The sequence below is a fragment of the Streptomyces sp. NPDC090798 genome (assembly GCF_044768965.1).
Classification (GTDB): domain Bacteria; phylum Actinomycetota; class Actinomycetes; order Streptomycetales; family Streptomycetaceae; genus Streptomyces.
The window spans coordinates 98,050-113,391 of the sequence record NZ_JBIVXA010000029.1 but is presented as its reverse complement, the minus strand read 5'-3'; the positions used below and the strand labels follow the sequence as shown (position 1 = coordinate 113,391).

Below are 15,342 nucleotides of genomic sequence, written 5' to 3'. Positions count from 1 at the left end.
TTTCCTGCACGTATGGCTCCAGAGTTGGCGCTGAAGGCGCTCGAGGTAGAGCGAGGCGAGAAAGTAGTTCTTGATCCTATGTGCGGATCTGGAACGGTTTTGCGAGCGGCGGTAGAGGCCGGGCATCGTGCTCGGGGCTTCGACATGGATCCACTTGCCGTTCTTATGTCCTCGGTCTGGACTCACTCCTCGTCCGCGGCGGGGCTGCGGGGGGCCGCAGAGGCTCTGGTCCTGGAGGCTCGGGGCATGATGTCCGCCGGTGTTGACCTGCCTTGGATGGATAGTGACTCTGAGACGTCAGATTTCGTAGACTTTTGGTTTGCGAAAGAACAGAAGGAAGACTTAAGAGTTCTCTCCTATCTACTTCACGACCAATCAGGCAGGTTCGCTGATGGCCTACGTCTTGCGCTCAGTCGAATCATCGTTACGAAGAAGCGTGGGGCTTCTCTCGCGTGGGATGTATCGCATAGTCGACCTCATAGAGTGGGGACCGAGAACGAATTCGATGTAATGTCGGGGTTCATTAAGGCCGCGGCGGAAATCGAAAAGAGGATGAGTCCCTCCTTTGGTGGATCCGCTAATGTCGAACGTGGAGACGCTAGGAATCTTCAGTCTCTGTCCGATTGCTCTATTGACCTCGTGGTTACTTCTCCGCCTTATCTCAACGCTATTGATTACCTTCGCGGGCACAGGATGGCTCTCGTGTGGCTAGGCTATAAGCTTGGTGAGCTGCGTGAGATCCGGGGCGCTAGCGTCGGGGCTGAGAGAATGTCAAAGGTCAACGATGAGCGGATAATCGGTTTGGCTGCTGACTCGGATATTTCTCAACTATCCGGAAGGATGGCTGGAATTTTCTGGCGCTATGTCGAGGATATGTCCAGGGTGATGGCTGAGATCTCCCGTGTGCTGAAGCCGGGTGCTCGGGCTGTGATGGTGGTAGGGAACTCGACGATAAAGGGGACCTTCGTCGACAATGCTGGGGTGACTCGTCGAGCCGGCGTCTTGCATGGACTCAGTGTTGAGGCAATCAGCGAAAGAGAGCTTCCAGCGGGTAGGCGATACCTTCCCCCGCCCTCAGCTAATGGAGCATCCATGGATAGCAGAATGCGAACTGAGGTCGTTCTGGAGTTGGTTAAGCCGCGCACGATCTGACGCCGACCGCCCCAGCCACAGAGGGTGTCTCCCACTTCATGACCGCAGCTCGCCAGCGCGGCTGCCGGGCGCGGCCAGCCGGGGCGCAGACAGGGGGCAGCCCGCGCCGTGCGCGGGCCTTCATCAGGTAGAGAAATTTCCACGCCCTCCTGTTCGCCTACTCGTGAGGCAGATCAGATCGGAAGTCGCCTCCGGCTCCTACGCCCGCTGAGAGGTCGGCTTCGCCGACGGAGCTGTAACACCCCGGGGTGTTACAGCCATCTGTGACCGGACAGCCCGGACAGCGGTCCTTTGACCTGTCCGGCCCGTTTGTGCAGTTGAGAGGCCTAACCGGACAGCCGGACAGCTGGGACACGCCGCCAGCACGGGTGCTCGTGGGAAGCTGGAAGCGACGGTGTCCGAAGGAGGAATGCGTGCCGAGCCCCAGCCCACGCGGGACGTATCAGGTGATCTCTCAGGCGTTGCGCGAGCGGATTGCCGCTGGGGCCTACCCCGACGGGTTGCCGTCCGAGGCCGAGATCGGGCGCGAGTTCGGGGTGGCCCGTACGACGGTGCGGCGTGCTCTGCATGCCCTCGAAGAATCGGGGGACATCAAGACCGTTGCTGGCGTTGGACGCAGTGTCGCCGGGAGCGCTGGGACCGCACCGTACGAACAGATCATGGCGGACTTGTTGGAGCAGATCCGGAAGGGCGACCTGCCTGCGGGTACGCGCCTTCCGAGCGAAGCGGACCTCGTTGAGAAGTACGGGGTGTCTCGCGGCACGGTTCGCCGCGCCGTGCGTGAACTGGAGACCGCCGGCCACGTCGAGGCGCGGCACGGTGTTGGTCGGTTCGTCAGCTCTCCTTCTTGAACTCCCGATTGTCTCGGAGGCAATGGAAAATGCAACTGGTCAAGTGGGCCCACGACCTTGCTGAGTCGCTGTTGGCCGACAGCCTGCCGCGGCGGTGGGCCCACTCTCAGAGGGTCTACTCCCAGGCATTGACCCTGGCACCGGCGCTGGGTGAGGACGCCGAGTTGTTGGCGGCCGCCGCCATCGTGCACGACGTCGGGTATGCCCGGGCCGCCGTCGATACTGGACAGCACATGATCGACGGGGCCCGGTACTTGCGCGACGAAATGGGGGCTGACCCGCGGCTGTGCAGCATCGTGGCCTTCCACACGTCCTCTCCGTGGGAAGCATCTGAACTTGGGCTGGACGAAGCGCTCACCGAGTTTGGGCCCGCCGAGCCTGAGTTGGTAGACGCGATCACCTATTGCGACCTGACCAGTACTCCGGCCGGAGATCTAGCGGACCCTGCCGAGCGGCTCGCCGAGGTCCTAGAACGGTACGGTCCCGAGCATGTCGTCTTCCGGGCGGTATCCGCGGCCCGGCCCGAACTCATGGCAAGGGTGGCCCGGGTAAAGCGGCGGCGTGCCGAGGTGGTGGAGGCGAAGCTCAACTGATCAACGGCACCTCGTCGTTACGGAACCCCTCTTCGAGGCGTCGACGGGTGGTCGGCGAGACGTCAAGAGAGTCCAGCTCCGCTCTGGGGACCCACCGCACTGCGAAGGACTCCGAACTCACCTTGATCTCGCCACCGAGGGGCCGGGCCCGGAAGCAGAGCGAGAACTCCTGACGCACCTCTCCGTCGGCGAAGGCGATGACGTGTCCGGGGTCGGTGAAGATTCCGACAAGGCCGACCACTTCGACGTGAATCCCTGTCTCCTCCAGAACCTCCCGGGTGACCGTACCGGCGATGTTCTCCCCGACCTCCTGAACGCCCCCCGGCATGCCCCAGCGGCCATTGTCTGAACGTTGCTCCAGGAGGACGTCGCCCGCGTCATTCACGACGAACGCGGTTACCGCGGGCACGATGCTGTTGGCCTTCGGTGCGGCGGGATCGTTGAAGTAGTCGGTGCGGCGACTCATGAGGGCCTTTCGATGGGAACGGCTTCAGACCACACCTTCTCGAAGCTCTGCTGGTACGTCGAGACCAGCTCGGCGCCGGCGACACGGCGGAGGTGGAGCACCGGGGCCATGGGGGCGCTCACGCCGTAGACCTGCGTGTTGATCAGCCACTCGTCGTCGGAGCGGTAGAGGGAGTTGTGGAGGGTTGACCTGTGCATCCGAAACTCGATGCCCGGGACCGAGTACAGCGGACGGTAGAGCTTCATGACCTCGCGCACCTTGTACGCGACGCCCTCACCGATTTCCTCCTCTTCCCCGCGCCGCTGAATCTCTGGACTGTTGGGGTCGCCTACGAGGATCCGGGCCCGTACGCCTGACGACGCCTTCAGCCTTAGTAGCTGGTGCCACCGTGGGTTCTCCGCAAGGAACACGCCTGCGTGGACGAGTACGCCGATCTCCCGTTCAGCGCGGCCGAAGAGCTGCAACCAGAGTTCCGGGGGAACGTAAGAGCGGTGCGGGTACACCTTTAGAACCTCGGCGTCGGCTGCGTCCAGCCGCTGACCGTCGGGAAGGCCGTTCGGCCAGAGATATGTCTCGTCTTCGTGCAGGAATGCGGCGACGGTAAGGCGGTGGCGCCGGTAGGGCGCACGTCCCTGTGTGATCCAGCGCTCGACGGTTTTCGGGTCCACCCCGAGGTGGGTTGCCATGGCGTCGACCGTGATGCCGTGCGTCAACATCGCCGATCGTAAGCGTTCGTTCGCCATCCCAACTCCCGGGGACGTCTGGGGACGTGCATGACCCGCTGAACGCTAGCGAGGACGTCCCAAGTCGTCCAGTGACGTGGTCACTTCGTCCCGCCCCGGAGCGGCAACCTGATGCCACGTCGCAGGGCGACCCGAAACCAGCGAAGGACTTGACAGCCGTAATCGGGCACGCCACTGTGAGAGACATGTTCAAGCATGTATCGCATGTTTGACGGGGCAGCCACGGCTGTCCTGGCCTGCACGACCACTGCCCGGCGGCGGGACTCCCCAGCAAGGTCGCCCGCTGCCGGACTTCTCCCTTCCATCGACCTTCAGGAGAGATCCGTGAGTAGTTCGAGGTTGCGCACGTTTGTGGCGGGCCATGAGGCCCTGAACACGAACGACTTCGTGGAACTGGCCCTCGGCACCCCGGTTGAGCTGTGGCTCGGGGTGGAGGGCGAGAGCGAGATGGAGCGCGAGGCCCGGATGGACGCGGCCCGCGACATCCTCGCCGACAACCCGGACCTGCCAGACGACGTGAGCCGGATCGCCGCTGAGGCGATCGAGGCGTACGCGCCGGAGCTGTTCAACGTCGTCCCGCTGGCCCGTCCCGCCGGCCGCCGCTCGGTGCGCAAGGGGGCGGCGGCATGAGCGAGGACCTGAACTTCCAGGACCGCATGTACCTCGAAAGCCAGGCTGTCTATCAGCGCATCGTCGAGGGCCAGGTGACCGACGTGGAAGCCGAGCTGATGGACGCTCAGCTCCGGGCGTCGCAGGGCGGTGAGGACGCATGAGCGCGCTGGAGACTGGCCTTTCCGCGGCTCACGCGGAGGTGAAGGCGGAGATTGCCCGCACGGACAGCAAGGCTTCGCTGCTGCTGGCGTTCGTCGGCGCGCTGCTGGCCGGCGCGTGGACCGTCGCCAAGGACGTCCCCCTGACCACGCCCACGTGCGTCGCGGGCGGTGCCGGGATGGGGCTGCTGGTCACCGCGGCCGGTCTGCTGCTGCGGTCGGTCCGCCCGAACCTGGGGGGTGGCCGCGGGTTCCCGCTGTGGGCGACGCTCACGGCCGAGGAGATCAGCGCCACCCTGGCCCAGGACCAGGCGGCGGACATCGCGGGCCTGTCCCGTATCGCCGTCGCCAAGTTCACCTGCCTGCGGCGCGCGGTCGACCTGACGTGCGTGGGCGGCGCCCTGCTCATCCTCGCGGCCCTGCTCGCGGCGGGGGGTGCGGCATGACGACGACGCAGACGACCGAGCGGCCGACGGTGCCGCCGCTGACAACGCCGGAACTGTGGCTGTTAGGTGCGGTCGCCGTCCTCGCGGCCGGAGTCGGCGGGCTGGGCCTGGCCTCTTCCTTCGAGGCCGTTTCCGCGGCCGGGGCCCGCTGGGGGTTCGCCTCCCCGTGGATGCTGCCGGTGGGCATCGACACCGCGATCCCGGTGTTCACCGCGGCGTTCCTGCTGCTGATCCGTACGGACATGCCGCTGGGCTGGGTGCGGTTCGTACCGTGGGCGCTGACCGGGGTGACGTGCTGGCTGAACATCGCGGCCGGGCACTCGCTGTCCGCGAAGCTCGCGCACGGCACGATGCCGCTGCTGTGGGTGGTCCTGTCCGAGGTAGCCGCGCACGTTTACGCCTCCCGGATCGGCGCCGTCACCGGGCGCCGGATGGAGAAGATCCGCCGCTCGCGCTGGCTGCTCGCCCCGCTGTCCACGTTCGCCTTGTGGCGCCGCATGACCCTGTGGGAGGTCACCTCCTACACGGACGCCCTGGGACGCGAGCGGGAGCGGCAGCTGGCCCGCGCGCAACTGCGGCAGCAGCACGGCCGCCGGTGGCGCTCTAAGACACCCCGCCCCGAGCGGGTGCTGTTGAAGCTCGGGGAACTGGCCCCGGCCGGCGAGGACATCCCGCCCGCGCCGCCGCAGGATTCGAAGCCGCCGAAGCAGGACGCGCCGAAGCCGCCGCGCAAGCGCACCACCAAGGCCAAGGCCACCAAGGTGCCGCGGACTCCCGCGGAGCTGCTCGCGGAGGCGCGCACGGCCACGGCGGAGTGGACGGACGACGCGATCAACGCGGAGGCGATCCGCACCACGCTGCACTGCTCGGCCGCGAACTCCCGCGTGCTGCGGGACCTACTGCTCAGCGAGCGCGCGGACGGCCGACGCCTGCACCCCATTACCGACACCGGCGAGAGCGGCGAGGGGGCGGCAGCATGAGTACCCCGGCCACCGTCCTACTCTCCGCGCTGGCTCCGGCCGCGGGCTGGGTTGTCCACGCGTGGCGGATGCGCGCCCGCCTCAACACGGCACGGCGCGACCCGCTGACCGGCCTGGTGACCCGCGACGGGTTCACCCGCCGCGCCACCGTCCTGCTCAAGGACCCGCGCGCGGTGGTGGTCCTGGCCGACGTGGACCGCTTCAAGCAGATCAACGACACCCACGGGCATGCCGCCGGGGACGCGCTGTTGAAGGCGACCGCGGACCGCCTCGCCCACCACGTCGGCCGCTCCGGCGTGGCCGGGCGGCTCGGGGGCGATGAGTTCGCCGCCGTCGTCATCGACGACCACGGCACCGCGGGCGATCTGCTCGCCGTGCTCCACGGCGTGCTCGCCCGGCCCGTCGAGGGCCAGGACCCGGCTGTACGGACCACTGTCTCGCTCGGCTGGGTACGCGCCGCGGACTTCCCCGACGACGACCTGTCCGGGCTGCTGCGGCGAGCGGATGAAGCGATGTACGCGGCCAAGCAGGCCCGCGCCGGAATGCGCCGCGCTGGGCTGGGCTGGCTGTTCGCCACCGTCACCGGACGCCGCGCCGGCCGTACCGGGGCCCGCACGAGTGCGCCGGTCGTGGGGGTGGCGGCCTGATGTCCACGGCGTTCAGCAAGTGCTACGACCCCAGCGGCACCCTGTTCGGGGTCCCCACCTTCCCCTGGCGCTTCGCCCCCGACGGCTACGCCACCCGCCGTCAGCTCCGGGACCGCGGGCTGCGACCCGGCGGACAGCCCATCGCCGCGCAGGTGATGCGACGCCACCGGGGCCGGAAGTCCGGGGTGCAGGTCGCCTACCTCTACCGCGTCGACCGTGCCCGACCGGTGCGGCCGATGACCTCCCGCAAGTGGGGTGCGCTCGCTCTGGCGATGCTCGCTCGCCGCACCTGCCCGAATTGCCAAATCACCTACAGCTACTGCATTCCGACCTCGCTCGGGGTGTGCATCCTCTGCGCCTACCCCGCCGAACAGCACGCCGCGTAGCAGCCGCGACGGGTCCGGCCGCCCACCTCTCACAGCGTCGGCCGGACCCGCCCTCCCTCACACCAGAAGTGGAAGGACCCTCAGTGAACCAGCCCGACGACAACGAACTGTTCCACCGGCTCGAAGCCGAGATGACCGCCGACTCCGGCGCTGAGGTGGTCGACCTCGACAAGGCCCGTTCCGCGCGTGACGGGTCGGCCGTCCCGGCTGCCGACCCGCCGCCCGACTCGCGCCCGACCGAGTCGGCCGACTTGGATGATGAGGAGTCGGGCGACTCGGTCGCCCGACCGGTCGACCGGCCCGACCTTCCCGCGCCGGGGATCACCACCTACAAGCGTCGGCCGATCCTGCCGACGTGGCTCACCTCCAAGCCGGGGTTCGTATCGACCGCGCAGCGGGCGACCGGCAACGCCTTCTATGCCACCGCCTTCCACGGCATCCGCACCCCTTGGTACACGCTGCAGCTCACCCTGAACGCGCCGCGCGGTGCGGCCCGTTTCGTACGGGACACCAACCGGTGGGTGTGGGATGCGGAGGGCGCCCCGCTGCGCGCATACGAGGTACGGCGGGAGAACACGGCCGAGTACCTGAAGCTGTCCCGGCAGCGGGACGGACGGGTGCGGCTGCGGGTCCTGGTGTCGGCTGTGGCGCTGGTCTTCGGCGCCGCGTTCGCGCTGACCATGTATGTGATGGCCCCGGCCTGGCTGGGCGTGCTGGCGTCGGCCGCGGTTCTGGCGTGCGGGTTCTGGGGCTCCCCGCAGGACCATCCCGTGATCGGGCCCGCGGTCCTCAAGACCGAGATCCAGAAGCTCACCGGCCCGATCGTGCTGCGCGCGCTGGACAACATCGGCAACGCGAAGCTGTCGGCCGCCATCAAGAAGGGCGGCGACATGAACGGGATGCGCTTCACCTCCGAGATCACCCGGGACGGTCCCGGCTACCGCGCCGACTTGGATCTTCCCTGGGGCGTGACCCCGGAGGACATCATGGAGGCCCGTAAGCCGCTCGCGTCGGGGCTGCGCCGCAAGGTCGGCTGCGTGTGGCCGTCTGCCGACCCGACGGAGCACGAGGGGCGGCTGATCCTGTGGGTGGGCGACAAGCCCATGAACGAGACCACCAAGCCCGCGTGGCCGCTGCTGAAGTCGGGCAGCGTGGACCTGTTCAAGCCGGTCGTGTTCGGCAACGACCAGCGCATGGGCGACGTGGCCGTCACGCTCATGTTCGCGAGCGTGGTGGTCGGCTCCATCCCGCGCATGGGCAAGACGTTCCTGATGCGGCTGTTCCTGCTGATCGCCGCACTGGACCCGCGTGCGGAGCTGTACGCGTTCGACTTCAAGGGCACCGGCGACTTCGGCGCCCTGGAGCCGGTCTGCCACCGCTACCGGGCTGGAGACGAGGACGAAGACATCCTCTACGTCCTCGAATCACTGCGGGAGCTGCGGGCGGAGCTGCGCCGGCGGGCGAAGGTCATCAAGTCCCTGCCGCGCTCACGCTGCCCGGAGTCCAAGGTCACCCCGGAACTGGCCAACGACAAGTCCCTCGGCCTGCACCCGATCGTCGCCGGATTCGACGAGTGCCAAGTCCCTTTCGAGCACGAGAAGTACGGCGCGGAAATCGAAGAGATCAGCACCGACCTGGGCAAACGCGGTCCCGCGCTCGGGATCGTGGCCCTGTTCGGCACCCAGCGCCCCGACGCAAAGTCGCTGCCCACCGGCATCTCAGCGAACGCCGTACTGCGGTTCTGCCTGAAGGTGATGGGCCAGCCCGCCAACGACATGGTCCTCGGCACCTCGATGTACAAGGCCGGATACCGGGCCACGATGTTCTCCCGCACCGACCGTGGCATCTGCTGGATGGCCGGTGAGGGCGACGACCCCCGCATTGTCGCGAGCGCGTTCGTCGACGCCCTCGGCGCCGAGCAGGTCGTCGTCCGCGCCCGCAAGATGCGCGAGGCCTACGGCAACATCACCGGCCACGCCATCGGCGAGACCCCCGAAAGCGGCGAGCCCGCCTTCGACCTGCTCGCCGACATCCTCAAAGTCGTCGCGGCCGACGAGGACAAGGTATGGAACGAGAAGGTCGCCACCCGCCTCGCCACACTCCGGCCGGAGATCTACGGCGGATGGAAGGCCGAGACGGTGACCACCAACCTGCGCCCGCACGGCATCGCCGCGCAGGACGTCTGGGGCACCACCGACAAGGGCAAGGGCACCACCCGCCGCGGCATCGCCCGCGCCGACATCACCACCGCCATCACCCAGCGTGACGGAAAGCGGTCCGGAGACTGACCGCGCACGCCTGCTAGGTCTAGCAGCCTCCGCTGCTAGACCTAGCACCCCCGCTAGCACCCCATACCGGCTCTGATCAGCAACCTCGCACCTAGTGCCCGACCTGCGAGAACGCCGGAAAACCCGCCTGGAAGGCACCCCATGACCCCCCTTCTCCTTGCTTGCGCCTGCCTGCTCATCGTCACTCTTGGTTACGCAAGTCTGTGTGCGGCGAGCCCGTACGGCGACTGCCGCAAGTGCCACGGCTTCGGCTTCGCGACGAAGACCGACCGCAAGGGCCGCACGAAACGCGGCAAGGACTGCCGCCGCTGCAAGGGCCACGGCAAGCGCATACGCGTCGGCCGCCACCTCTACAACCTCTGGCTGCGCGTCGCCCGCGACGGCACCGACACCCTCGCCCCCACCGCTGCCAAGCGGCCCGCCCCGAAGGGATAACCGATGGCCGTCACCGTCTCCCTGGTCGCCCTGTTCGGCCTGGTCCTGTTCTTCCTGCTCCGCTCCAAGACCCTCGGCTACGGCTCCGCGTTCATCGCCGTGATGTTCGGCTTCTACCTCGCCTCCACCGGCGCCTCCGGCCCCGTGACCGAGCTGACTGCCGCCGTTGTCGACGCCCTCGGCAAGATCTAGGAGACCCCCGTGAACGAACAGATCGTGGCCCGCCACTGGCTCGCCATCATCGCCCCCAAGGCCGCGCCCGCCGTAGCGACGTCCACCGTGCTGATCCTGGCCCGCATCTGGAACGCCAACGGCGCCCAACACTCCCTCGGCAACGCCGTGCTGATAACCGCGCTCTCCCTCGCCGCCGCCGCGGCCGGCGTGTGCGCGAGCATCGGCCGCGCCGGAGACCCCGTCATCGCCGGGACCGCGTTCGCCGCCTCCGGCGGGCTCGCCCTCGCAGGCGTCGCCGGATACGCCGACGGCACCTCGCTGCCCCTTCTGCTGTGGGCGCTCGCCACCGCGGTCGCCTACGGGCTCGCCGCACGGTACTGGCGCACCGACCGCCGCGAGCGCGTCGCGTATGAGCGGCACGTGAGTGACCGGCGTGAGGAACGCGCCCACACCGAGCGTGTGGAGACGATCCGCGGCACGACACAGATCGAGGTGGCCCGCACCGGCGCCGCCTACGCCGAACAGCTCGCGCAGGCACTCGTCACCCGCGCCGCGCTGCCCGGCTTCGACCCGAGGGCCCTGGAAGCGGTGGGCCTGCCCGAGCTGCCGACGCACCACCGCGGTGCGTGAACGCGGGCGCGGTGCGCCTGCTGGTCTGGCGCGAGGCACTGCATTTCGACCGCTTCGAAGACCTGCCCTGCGTGCTGTGTGGCAAGTGCACTCCGATGCGCTCGCACGCGGATGAACCCGTCCACAAGGTGTGCGCGGAGCAGTGGAACCACACCCACCCCGCCGCGGCCCGGTACCGGGCCGGAGCCCGCGATCTCGGCACCCGCCGCTTCCACGACGACACCCCCACCCCGAGCAAGCCGACCACCGTGCGGCACCTGTCCCAGCGGCCCGCACCCGAAGCCCAGACCCTGCAACTCCCCAACCCCGAGAGGAAGACCGCATGAGCGCCGCCCTGTGGCCGATCACGGCCCGCATCGTCACCGCCCTGAACACCGCCAACGGCACCGGTGAACACGAGACCGCGATGCGCCTGATGAAGGTGATGGAGGAAGCGGGCGAGGCTACCGCCGCGTACATCGGCATGACCGGCCAGAACCCCCGCAAGGGCACCACCCACACCCGTGACGACGTGGCCGACGAACTGTGCGACGTCATCATCGCCGCCACCGTCGCCCTGCACGCCTTCACCACCACCCCGCCCGCCGCACTGGACACCAAACTGAACGCCGCGGCACGACGCCTGCACGAGAGCGAGCCGTGGCCGACGCAGGCAGACGCCTACGCCACCGCCCCCGACATCACCTGCGAGATCGCCTGGACGGCTGCGATCGCCCGGACGCTCATGGACAAGCCGTCTGACGATGACGCGGACCGTGATTACTGGCTCCGGAAAGCCGCCGTGCTGGACCGCATCGCATTGGACTACGAGGCCGATGGCGTCCACCACCACACGGCCGACATCGCGACCGAAGCCGCCCGGCAGCTCATCGAGATCGACTACGGCGGCGACCCGTACTGGCCGGAGCACCCGGCCATGCTCACCCATCCGCGCGGCTACGTCCGCCAGGAATACGCCCGTTGGGCCAACAACCAGTAGCAACGCCGCGGCGGCGGGACTCCCCAGCAAGGTCGCCCGCCGCCGCGGTTCTCCCTGCCCATCCGAAGACAGAACAGGAACCCCCAGCATGCCGCACACGGACGGCTCTGCCCAGCTCAGCTCAGCGCTCGACGCAGCGTCACGAGGCTGGCACGTCTTCACCCTGATCCCCGGCGACAAGCGCCCCGCCCTCACCGACTGGGAACCCCGCGCCACCACCGACCCGGACCGCATCACCGCCGCATGGTCCGCTGGCGCCTTCAACCTCGGCATCGCCACCGGCCCCTCCCGCCTGGTCGTCATCGACCTGGACCGGCCCAAGCACCCCGACGACACCTCGCCGGCACCCTGGGCCGAACACGGAGTCACCGACGGCGCCGACGTCCTCGCCCTGCTCTGCGAACGCCACCGCCAGCCCTTCCCCGCCGACACGTACACCGTGCGCACGTGGAGCGGAGGCACCCACCTCTACTTCGCCGCCCCCGAGGGCGAACCCCTGCGCAACACCGCCGGGGACAGCGCCCGCGGGCTCGGCTGGAAGGTCGACACCCGCGCCGCCGGCGGACTCGTGGTCGGCGCGGGCAGCACCTTCAACGGACGCCCCTACGAGGTCACCCACGACGCCCCCGCGGCGCCCCTGCCGGGCTGGCTCGCCGAACTCCTGCGCCCCGTCCCGCTGCCCCCACAGAAGCCCATCCGCGTCGCCCTCGCCGGTCGCGGACGGCGCACAGCCTTCCTGCAAGCTGCGGTCAACGGGGAAGTGCAGCGGGTCACCGGTTCCGGCGAGGACCAGCACAACAACGCGCTCTACATCGCCTCCGTCGCCCTCGGCCAGCTCGTTGCCGGAGGAGAGCTGGCCGAAGTCGACGTGACCGGCTGGCTCCTGACCGCCGCACTCCAGGTCGGCCAGGGCGAGCGCGAGGCCTGCCGCACCATCGCCTCCGGGCTGCGGGCCGGAGCCCGGCGCCCCCGGACGGTCGCAGCATGACCGCCAACCCGATCCCGCCCCTGCACCTGTACTCCGTCCCCAGCGACCCGGCGGCGGCCCCGGCACCGCCGCCGAAGCGCGAGCGCCCGCGGACCGCGTGGACGGCGGATCAGCTCATGGCCGCGGACTTCCCCGAGCCGAAATGGGCCGTGCCGGGCATCCTCGCCGAAGGCGTCAGCCTGCTCGCCGGACCGCCCAAGGTCGGCAAGTCCTGGCTGTCCCTCGGACTCGCCCTCGCGGTCGCGGCCGGCGGGCAGGCCTTCGATTCCGTGCCCGTCGAGGGCGGCCCGGTGCTCTACCTCGCATTGGAGGACACCCCGCGCCGTCTCCAGACCCGCATGGGCAAGCTCCTGGGAGGCCAGCCAGCGCCCGCCGGGCTGACCCTCGTGACCGAGTGCCCGCCCTTCCCCCAGGGCGGCACCGAAGCCATCGCACAGTGGCTGGACCGCAACCCCGACGCCCGCATGGTCGTCATCGACGTCTTCGCCAAGATGCGCGGCCAAGCGCCACAGGGGGTGTCTGCGTACGACGCGGACTACGTCTCCGTGGGCTACGCGAAGCGGCTCGCGGATCACTACGGCATCGCCGTCGTCCTGGTCCACCACGTCCGCAAGGCAGGCTCGGACGACTTCCTGACCGAGGTCTCCGGGACCAACGGCATCGCGGGCGCCGCCGACGCCACGCTCGTACTGAAGCGGGCACGCGGGCAGGCGGACGGCATCTTGCACGTCACCGGCCGGGACGTGGATGAGGCCGAGTACGCCCTCAGTTTCCAACCCGCCTCCGGAGCCTGGCACTTGCTGGACGGCCCCGTGACCGACCACATCGTGGGCGACACCCGCGCCGCGATCCTTCGGTACGTCCGAGCCCACCCCGGCGCAAAGCCCAAGGACATGGCAGGCGAGCTGTCTCACGTCGACATCGACACCATCCGCCGTACCTGCGCCCGTATGGCCGAGGCTGGCCAGCTCACCAAGGACGCCGGCGGCCGGTACTACCAGGACACCGAGACCCGGACAGAGGGCGCCCCGGAGGTGTCCGAGCTGTCCGGCTGTCCGGTTACCCCACCTGACCTGCACGGACGACCCGGACAGTCAAAAACGGAGCTGTCCGGACTGTCCGGCCCGATCGATGGCGAAAGGACGGAGCGATGAGCGTCCGCACCGTGGACGAGAAGATGACCATTCCGCAGGTCATCGCTGATCTCAAGGTCGCCCCGTCGACCTTCTACCGGTGGCGCCAACTCGGGAAGGCCCCCCGCGCGATCAAGCTGCCGAACGGTGACGTTCGCATCCGTCGTTCCGAATACGAGCGCTGGCTTGCGGAGCGGGAGGACGCTGCGTGAGCACGACGAACGACACTCCGGCCGGGCGTCCTCGTGGGTCGGCCCGGCCGGGCTACTCCCTCGACATCCGGCTGTGGAAGGTCACGAAGACGGGCCGGAAGTCCCGCCCCTACCGCCTGCGTTGGGTGGTCGCCGGACAGGTACACGGCGACACCTTCGCCACGTCCGCGCTCGCCGACAGCCGGAGGTCGGAGCTGTGGCAGGCCATGCGGCGCGGCGAAGCATTCGACGTTGAATCGGGTCTGCCGGAGTCCGAAGTCCGTGCGGCAGCCGAAGCCGCAGATGCCAAGCCCCCGTTGCGGTGGTTCGAGTTCTGCCGGAAGTACGTTGCCGGACGCTGGCGTACCAGCGCTGCGAAGACACGCGAGAGCATGGCGGACGGGCTTGCTGCTGTGGCCCTTGCCATGGTTCAGCGAGGCGAGGGCGTTCCGGAAGACACGGACCTTCGGCTCGCTTTCCGGTGGGGCATTGTGCCCGCGAGCGCGGGGGAGGACCCGCCGGCGGAGTTGAAGGCCGCGTACGAGTGGCTGACGACATCGGACCGGCCGGTCCTGGACCTGACCGACGCGGAAGTCTTCGAGGACGTGCAGTACCGCCTCAGCTACCGGCTCGATGGCGTACGTGCGGCAGGCGAGACGTACAAGCGGCGCCGCCGCGCCCTCAACACCGCGCTCGAACACGCGGTGGACCGCGGGGAGCTCCCGGAGAATCCGCTTCAGCGGGCTAACAGGAAGCGTGTGGGATCTGACGACGTGGTGGACAGGCGCGTCCTCGTGAACGCCGTACAGGGGCGCCAGTTGCTCACCGCTGTCTCGTATGTCGGGTCATGGGGCCGCAACCGTGGTCGGCGCTTGGTCGCGTTCTATGCGGTGCTGTATTACGCGGGTCTCCGGCCCGCTGAAGCGGTCGGACTCCGTCTCTCGGACTGCCACCTGCCGGGAGCGGGATGGGGCACGCTGACGCTGCGGGAGACGCGTCCGGTCTCCGGCAAGCAGTGGACGGACTCGGGGGAGAGGCACGACCGTCGGGGCCTGAAAGCGCGCGAAGAGGCCGCGGATCGCCCGGTCCCCATACCGCCGGTCCTTGTCGCCACCCTCCGGGCACACCTGGACGAGTTCGGGACCGCCAAGGAGGGGCGGGTGTTCGGGAACGAGCGCGGGGCGGTCGTCGGCTCGTCCACGTACTGGCGCGTGTGGGAGGAAGCGCGGGCATACGCTCTCCCGCCGGACCGCGTCGAATCGCCCCTTGCCGGGCGCCCGTACGACCTGCGACACGCGTGCATCACGCGGTGGCTGAACGCGGGGGTGCCTATCGCTGAGGTGGCCCGGAGAGTCGGCAACTCCCCGGAGGTGATCCACCGTCGCTATCACGGCTGCATCGACGGCCACGAGGAAGCCGCCAATGCCAAGATTGCAAAGGCCCTCGAAGAAGAGGGAGACAACGTGTAGCGATTTGAGCCAGTGCCGGGA

At 68.8% G+C, this 15,342-nt stretch carries 21 protein-coding genes; 19 read left to right on the top strand and 2 right to left on the bottom strand.

The window, feature by feature from the left end; genetic code table 11:
• Positions 1-12 precede the first annotated feature (12 nt).
• The 3 genes from ACIQTP_RS41160 to ACIQTP_RS41150 all read left to right on the top strand — a co-directional run bounded on the left by ACIQTP_RS41160 (position 13) and on the right by ACIQTP_RS41150 (position 2,596).
• Positions 13-1,152, top strand: a complete 1,140-nt coding sequence (locus tag ACIQTP_RS41160) for a hypothetical protein (RefSeq protein WP_403409776.1) — start codon at positions 13-15, stop codon at positions 1,150-1,152.
• A 413-nt stretch (positions 1,153-1,565) separates the two neighbouring features.
• Positions 1,566-2,003, top strand: coding sequence for a GntR family transcriptional regulator (locus ACIQTP_RS41155; RefSeq protein WP_403409773.1), 438 nt, complete (start codon positions 1,566-1,568; stop codon positions 2,001-2,003).
• 29 nt (positions 2,004-2,032) lie between these two features.
• Positions 2,033-2,596 carry an HD domain-containing protein gene (locus ACIQTP_RS41150; protein WP_403409770.1) on the top strand — a complete coding sequence of 188 codons (564 nt, stop codon included), beginning with the start codon at positions 2,033-2,035 and terminating at the stop codon, positions 2,594-2,596.
• Here ACIQTP_RS41150 and ACIQTP_RS41145 read toward each other — a convergent pair.
• Together ACIQTP_RS41145 and ACIQTP_RS41140 are read right to left on the bottom strand one after the other, a co-directional pair.
• On the bottom strand, positions 2,589-3,062 hold the full coding sequence (locus ACIQTP_RS41145) for an NUDIX domain-containing protein (protein WP_403409767.1): 474 nt from the start codon (positions 3,060-3,062) through the stop codon (positions 2,589-2,591). The genes ACIQTP_RS41150 and ACIQTP_RS41145 overlap by 8 nt on opposite strands.
• Entirely contained in the window at positions 3,059-3,805 is a 747-nt protein-coding gene (locus tag ACIQTP_RS41140) for a helix-turn-helix domain-containing protein (RefSeq protein WP_403409764.1), read from the bottom strand. The genes ACIQTP_RS41145 and ACIQTP_RS41140 overlap by 4 nt, the downstream gene beginning before the upstream one ends.
• Positions 3,806-4,129: 324 nt before the next feature.
• On the opposite strand from ACIQTP_RS41140, the gene ACIQTP_RS41135 reads away from it, so the two are divergent.
• The 16 genes from ACIQTP_RS41135 to ACIQTP_RS41060 all read left to right on the top strand — a co-directional run bounded on the left by ACIQTP_RS41135 (position 4,130) and on the right by ACIQTP_RS41060 (position 15,321).
• Positions 4,130-4,435 (top strand): hypothetical protein, encoded by a 306-nt coding sequence (locus ACIQTP_RS41135; RefSeq protein WP_403409761.1) that lies wholly within the window; start codon positions 4,130-4,132, stop codon positions 4,433-4,435.
• On the top strand, positions 4,432-4,578 hold the full coding sequence (locus ACIQTP_RS41130) for a hypothetical protein (protein ID WP_179436436.1): 147 nt from the start codon (positions 4,432-4,434) through the stop codon (positions 4,576-4,578). The genes ACIQTP_RS41135 and ACIQTP_RS41130 overlap by 4 nt, the downstream gene beginning before the upstream one ends.
• A complete protein-coding gene (locus tag ACIQTP_RS41125; RefSeq protein ID WP_403409758.1) occupies positions 4,575-5,021 on the top strand; it encodes a Pycsar system effector family protein in 447 nt (148 codons plus the stop codon). Before ACIQTP_RS41130 ends, ACIQTP_RS41125 begins: the two co-directional genes overlap by 4 nt.
• Complete coding sequence (locus ACIQTP_RS41120; protein WP_403409755.1) at positions 5,018-6,001, top strand: DUF2637 domain-containing protein; 984 nt, start codon at positions 5,018-5,020, stop codon at positions 5,999-6,001. Before ACIQTP_RS41125 ends, ACIQTP_RS41120 begins: the two co-directional genes overlap by 4 nt.
• Positions 5,998-6,648 (top strand): GGDEF domain-containing protein, encoded by a 651-nt coding sequence (locus tag ACIQTP_RS41115; protein ID WP_403409752.1) that lies wholly within the window; start codon positions 5,998-6,000, stop codon positions 6,646-6,648. Before ACIQTP_RS41120 ends, ACIQTP_RS41115 begins: the two co-directional genes overlap by 4 nt.
• Entirely contained in the window at positions 6,648-7,034 is a 387-nt protein-coding gene (locus ACIQTP_RS41110) for an RRQRL motif-containing zinc-binding protein (RefSeq protein WP_403409749.1), read from the top strand. The genes ACIQTP_RS41115 and ACIQTP_RS41110 overlap by 1 nt, the downstream gene beginning before the upstream one ends.
• Before the next feature lie 83 nt (positions 7,035-7,117).
• Positions 7,118-9,322, top strand: a complete 2,205-nt coding sequence (locus tag ACIQTP_RS41105; RefSeq protein WP_403409746.1) for a cell division protein FtsK — start codon at positions 7,118-7,120, stop codon at positions 9,320-9,322.
• A gap of 141 nt (positions 9,323-9,463) precedes the next feature.
• Positions 9,464-9,757, top strand: coding sequence for a hypothetical protein (locus ACIQTP_RS41100; protein ID WP_403409743.1), 294 nt, complete (start codon positions 9,464-9,466; stop codon positions 9,755-9,757).
• A gap of 3 nt (positions 9,758-9,760) precedes the next feature.
• Positions 9,761-9,949: a hypothetical protein gene (locus tag ACIQTP_RS41095; RefSeq protein WP_101400670.1), complete on the top strand. Its 189-nt coding sequence runs from the start codon at positions 9,761-9,763 to the stop codon at positions 9,947-9,949.
• 9 nt (positions 9,950-9,958) lie between these two features.
• Positions 9,959-10,561: a hypothetical protein gene (locus ACIQTP_RS41090; RefSeq protein WP_403409740.1), complete on the top strand. Its 603-nt coding sequence runs from the start codon at positions 9,959-9,961 to the stop codon at positions 10,559-10,561.
• Entirely contained in the window at positions 10,558-10,887 is a 330-nt protein-coding gene (locus tag ACIQTP_RS41085; RefSeq protein WP_403409737.1) for a hypothetical protein, read from the top strand. Before ACIQTP_RS41090 ends, ACIQTP_RS41085 begins: the two co-directional genes overlap by 4 nt.
• The gene (locus ACIQTP_RS41080; RefSeq protein WP_403409734.1) at positions 10,884-11,540 is read left to right on the top strand and encodes a MazG-like family protein; all 657 of its coding nucleotides are present in this window, start codon (positions 10,884-10,886) and stop codon (positions 11,538-11,540) included. Before ACIQTP_RS41085 ends, ACIQTP_RS41080 begins: the two co-directional genes overlap by 4 nt.
• An 88-nt stretch (positions 11,541-11,628) precedes the next feature.
• The gene (locus ACIQTP_RS41075) at positions 11,629-12,528 is read left to right on the top strand and encodes a bifunctional DNA primase/polymerase (protein WP_403409732.1); all 900 of its coding nucleotides are present in this window, start codon (positions 11,629-11,631) and stop codon (positions 12,526-12,528) included.
• On the top strand, positions 12,525-13,682 hold the full coding sequence (locus tag ACIQTP_RS41070) for an AAA family ATPase (RefSeq protein WP_403409729.1): 1,158 nt from the start codon (positions 12,525-12,527) through the stop codon (positions 13,680-13,682). The genes ACIQTP_RS41075 and ACIQTP_RS41070 overlap by 4 nt, the downstream gene beginning before the upstream one ends.
• Positions 13,679-13,873 (top strand): AlpA family transcriptional regulator, encoded by a 195-nt coding sequence (locus ACIQTP_RS41065; RefSeq protein ID WP_266431443.1) that lies wholly within the window; start codon positions 13,679-13,681, stop codon positions 13,871-13,873. The genes ACIQTP_RS41070 and ACIQTP_RS41065 overlap by 4 nt, the downstream gene beginning before the upstream one ends.
• Positions 13,870-15,321 (top strand): tyrosine-type recombinase/integrase, encoded by a 1,452-nt coding sequence (locus ACIQTP_RS41060; protein WP_403409725.1) that lies wholly within the window; start codon positions 13,870-13,872, stop codon positions 15,319-15,321. The genes ACIQTP_RS41065 and ACIQTP_RS41060 overlap by 4 nt, the downstream gene beginning before the upstream one ends.
• The last annotated feature ends 21 nt before the right edge of the window (positions 15,322-15,342 follow it).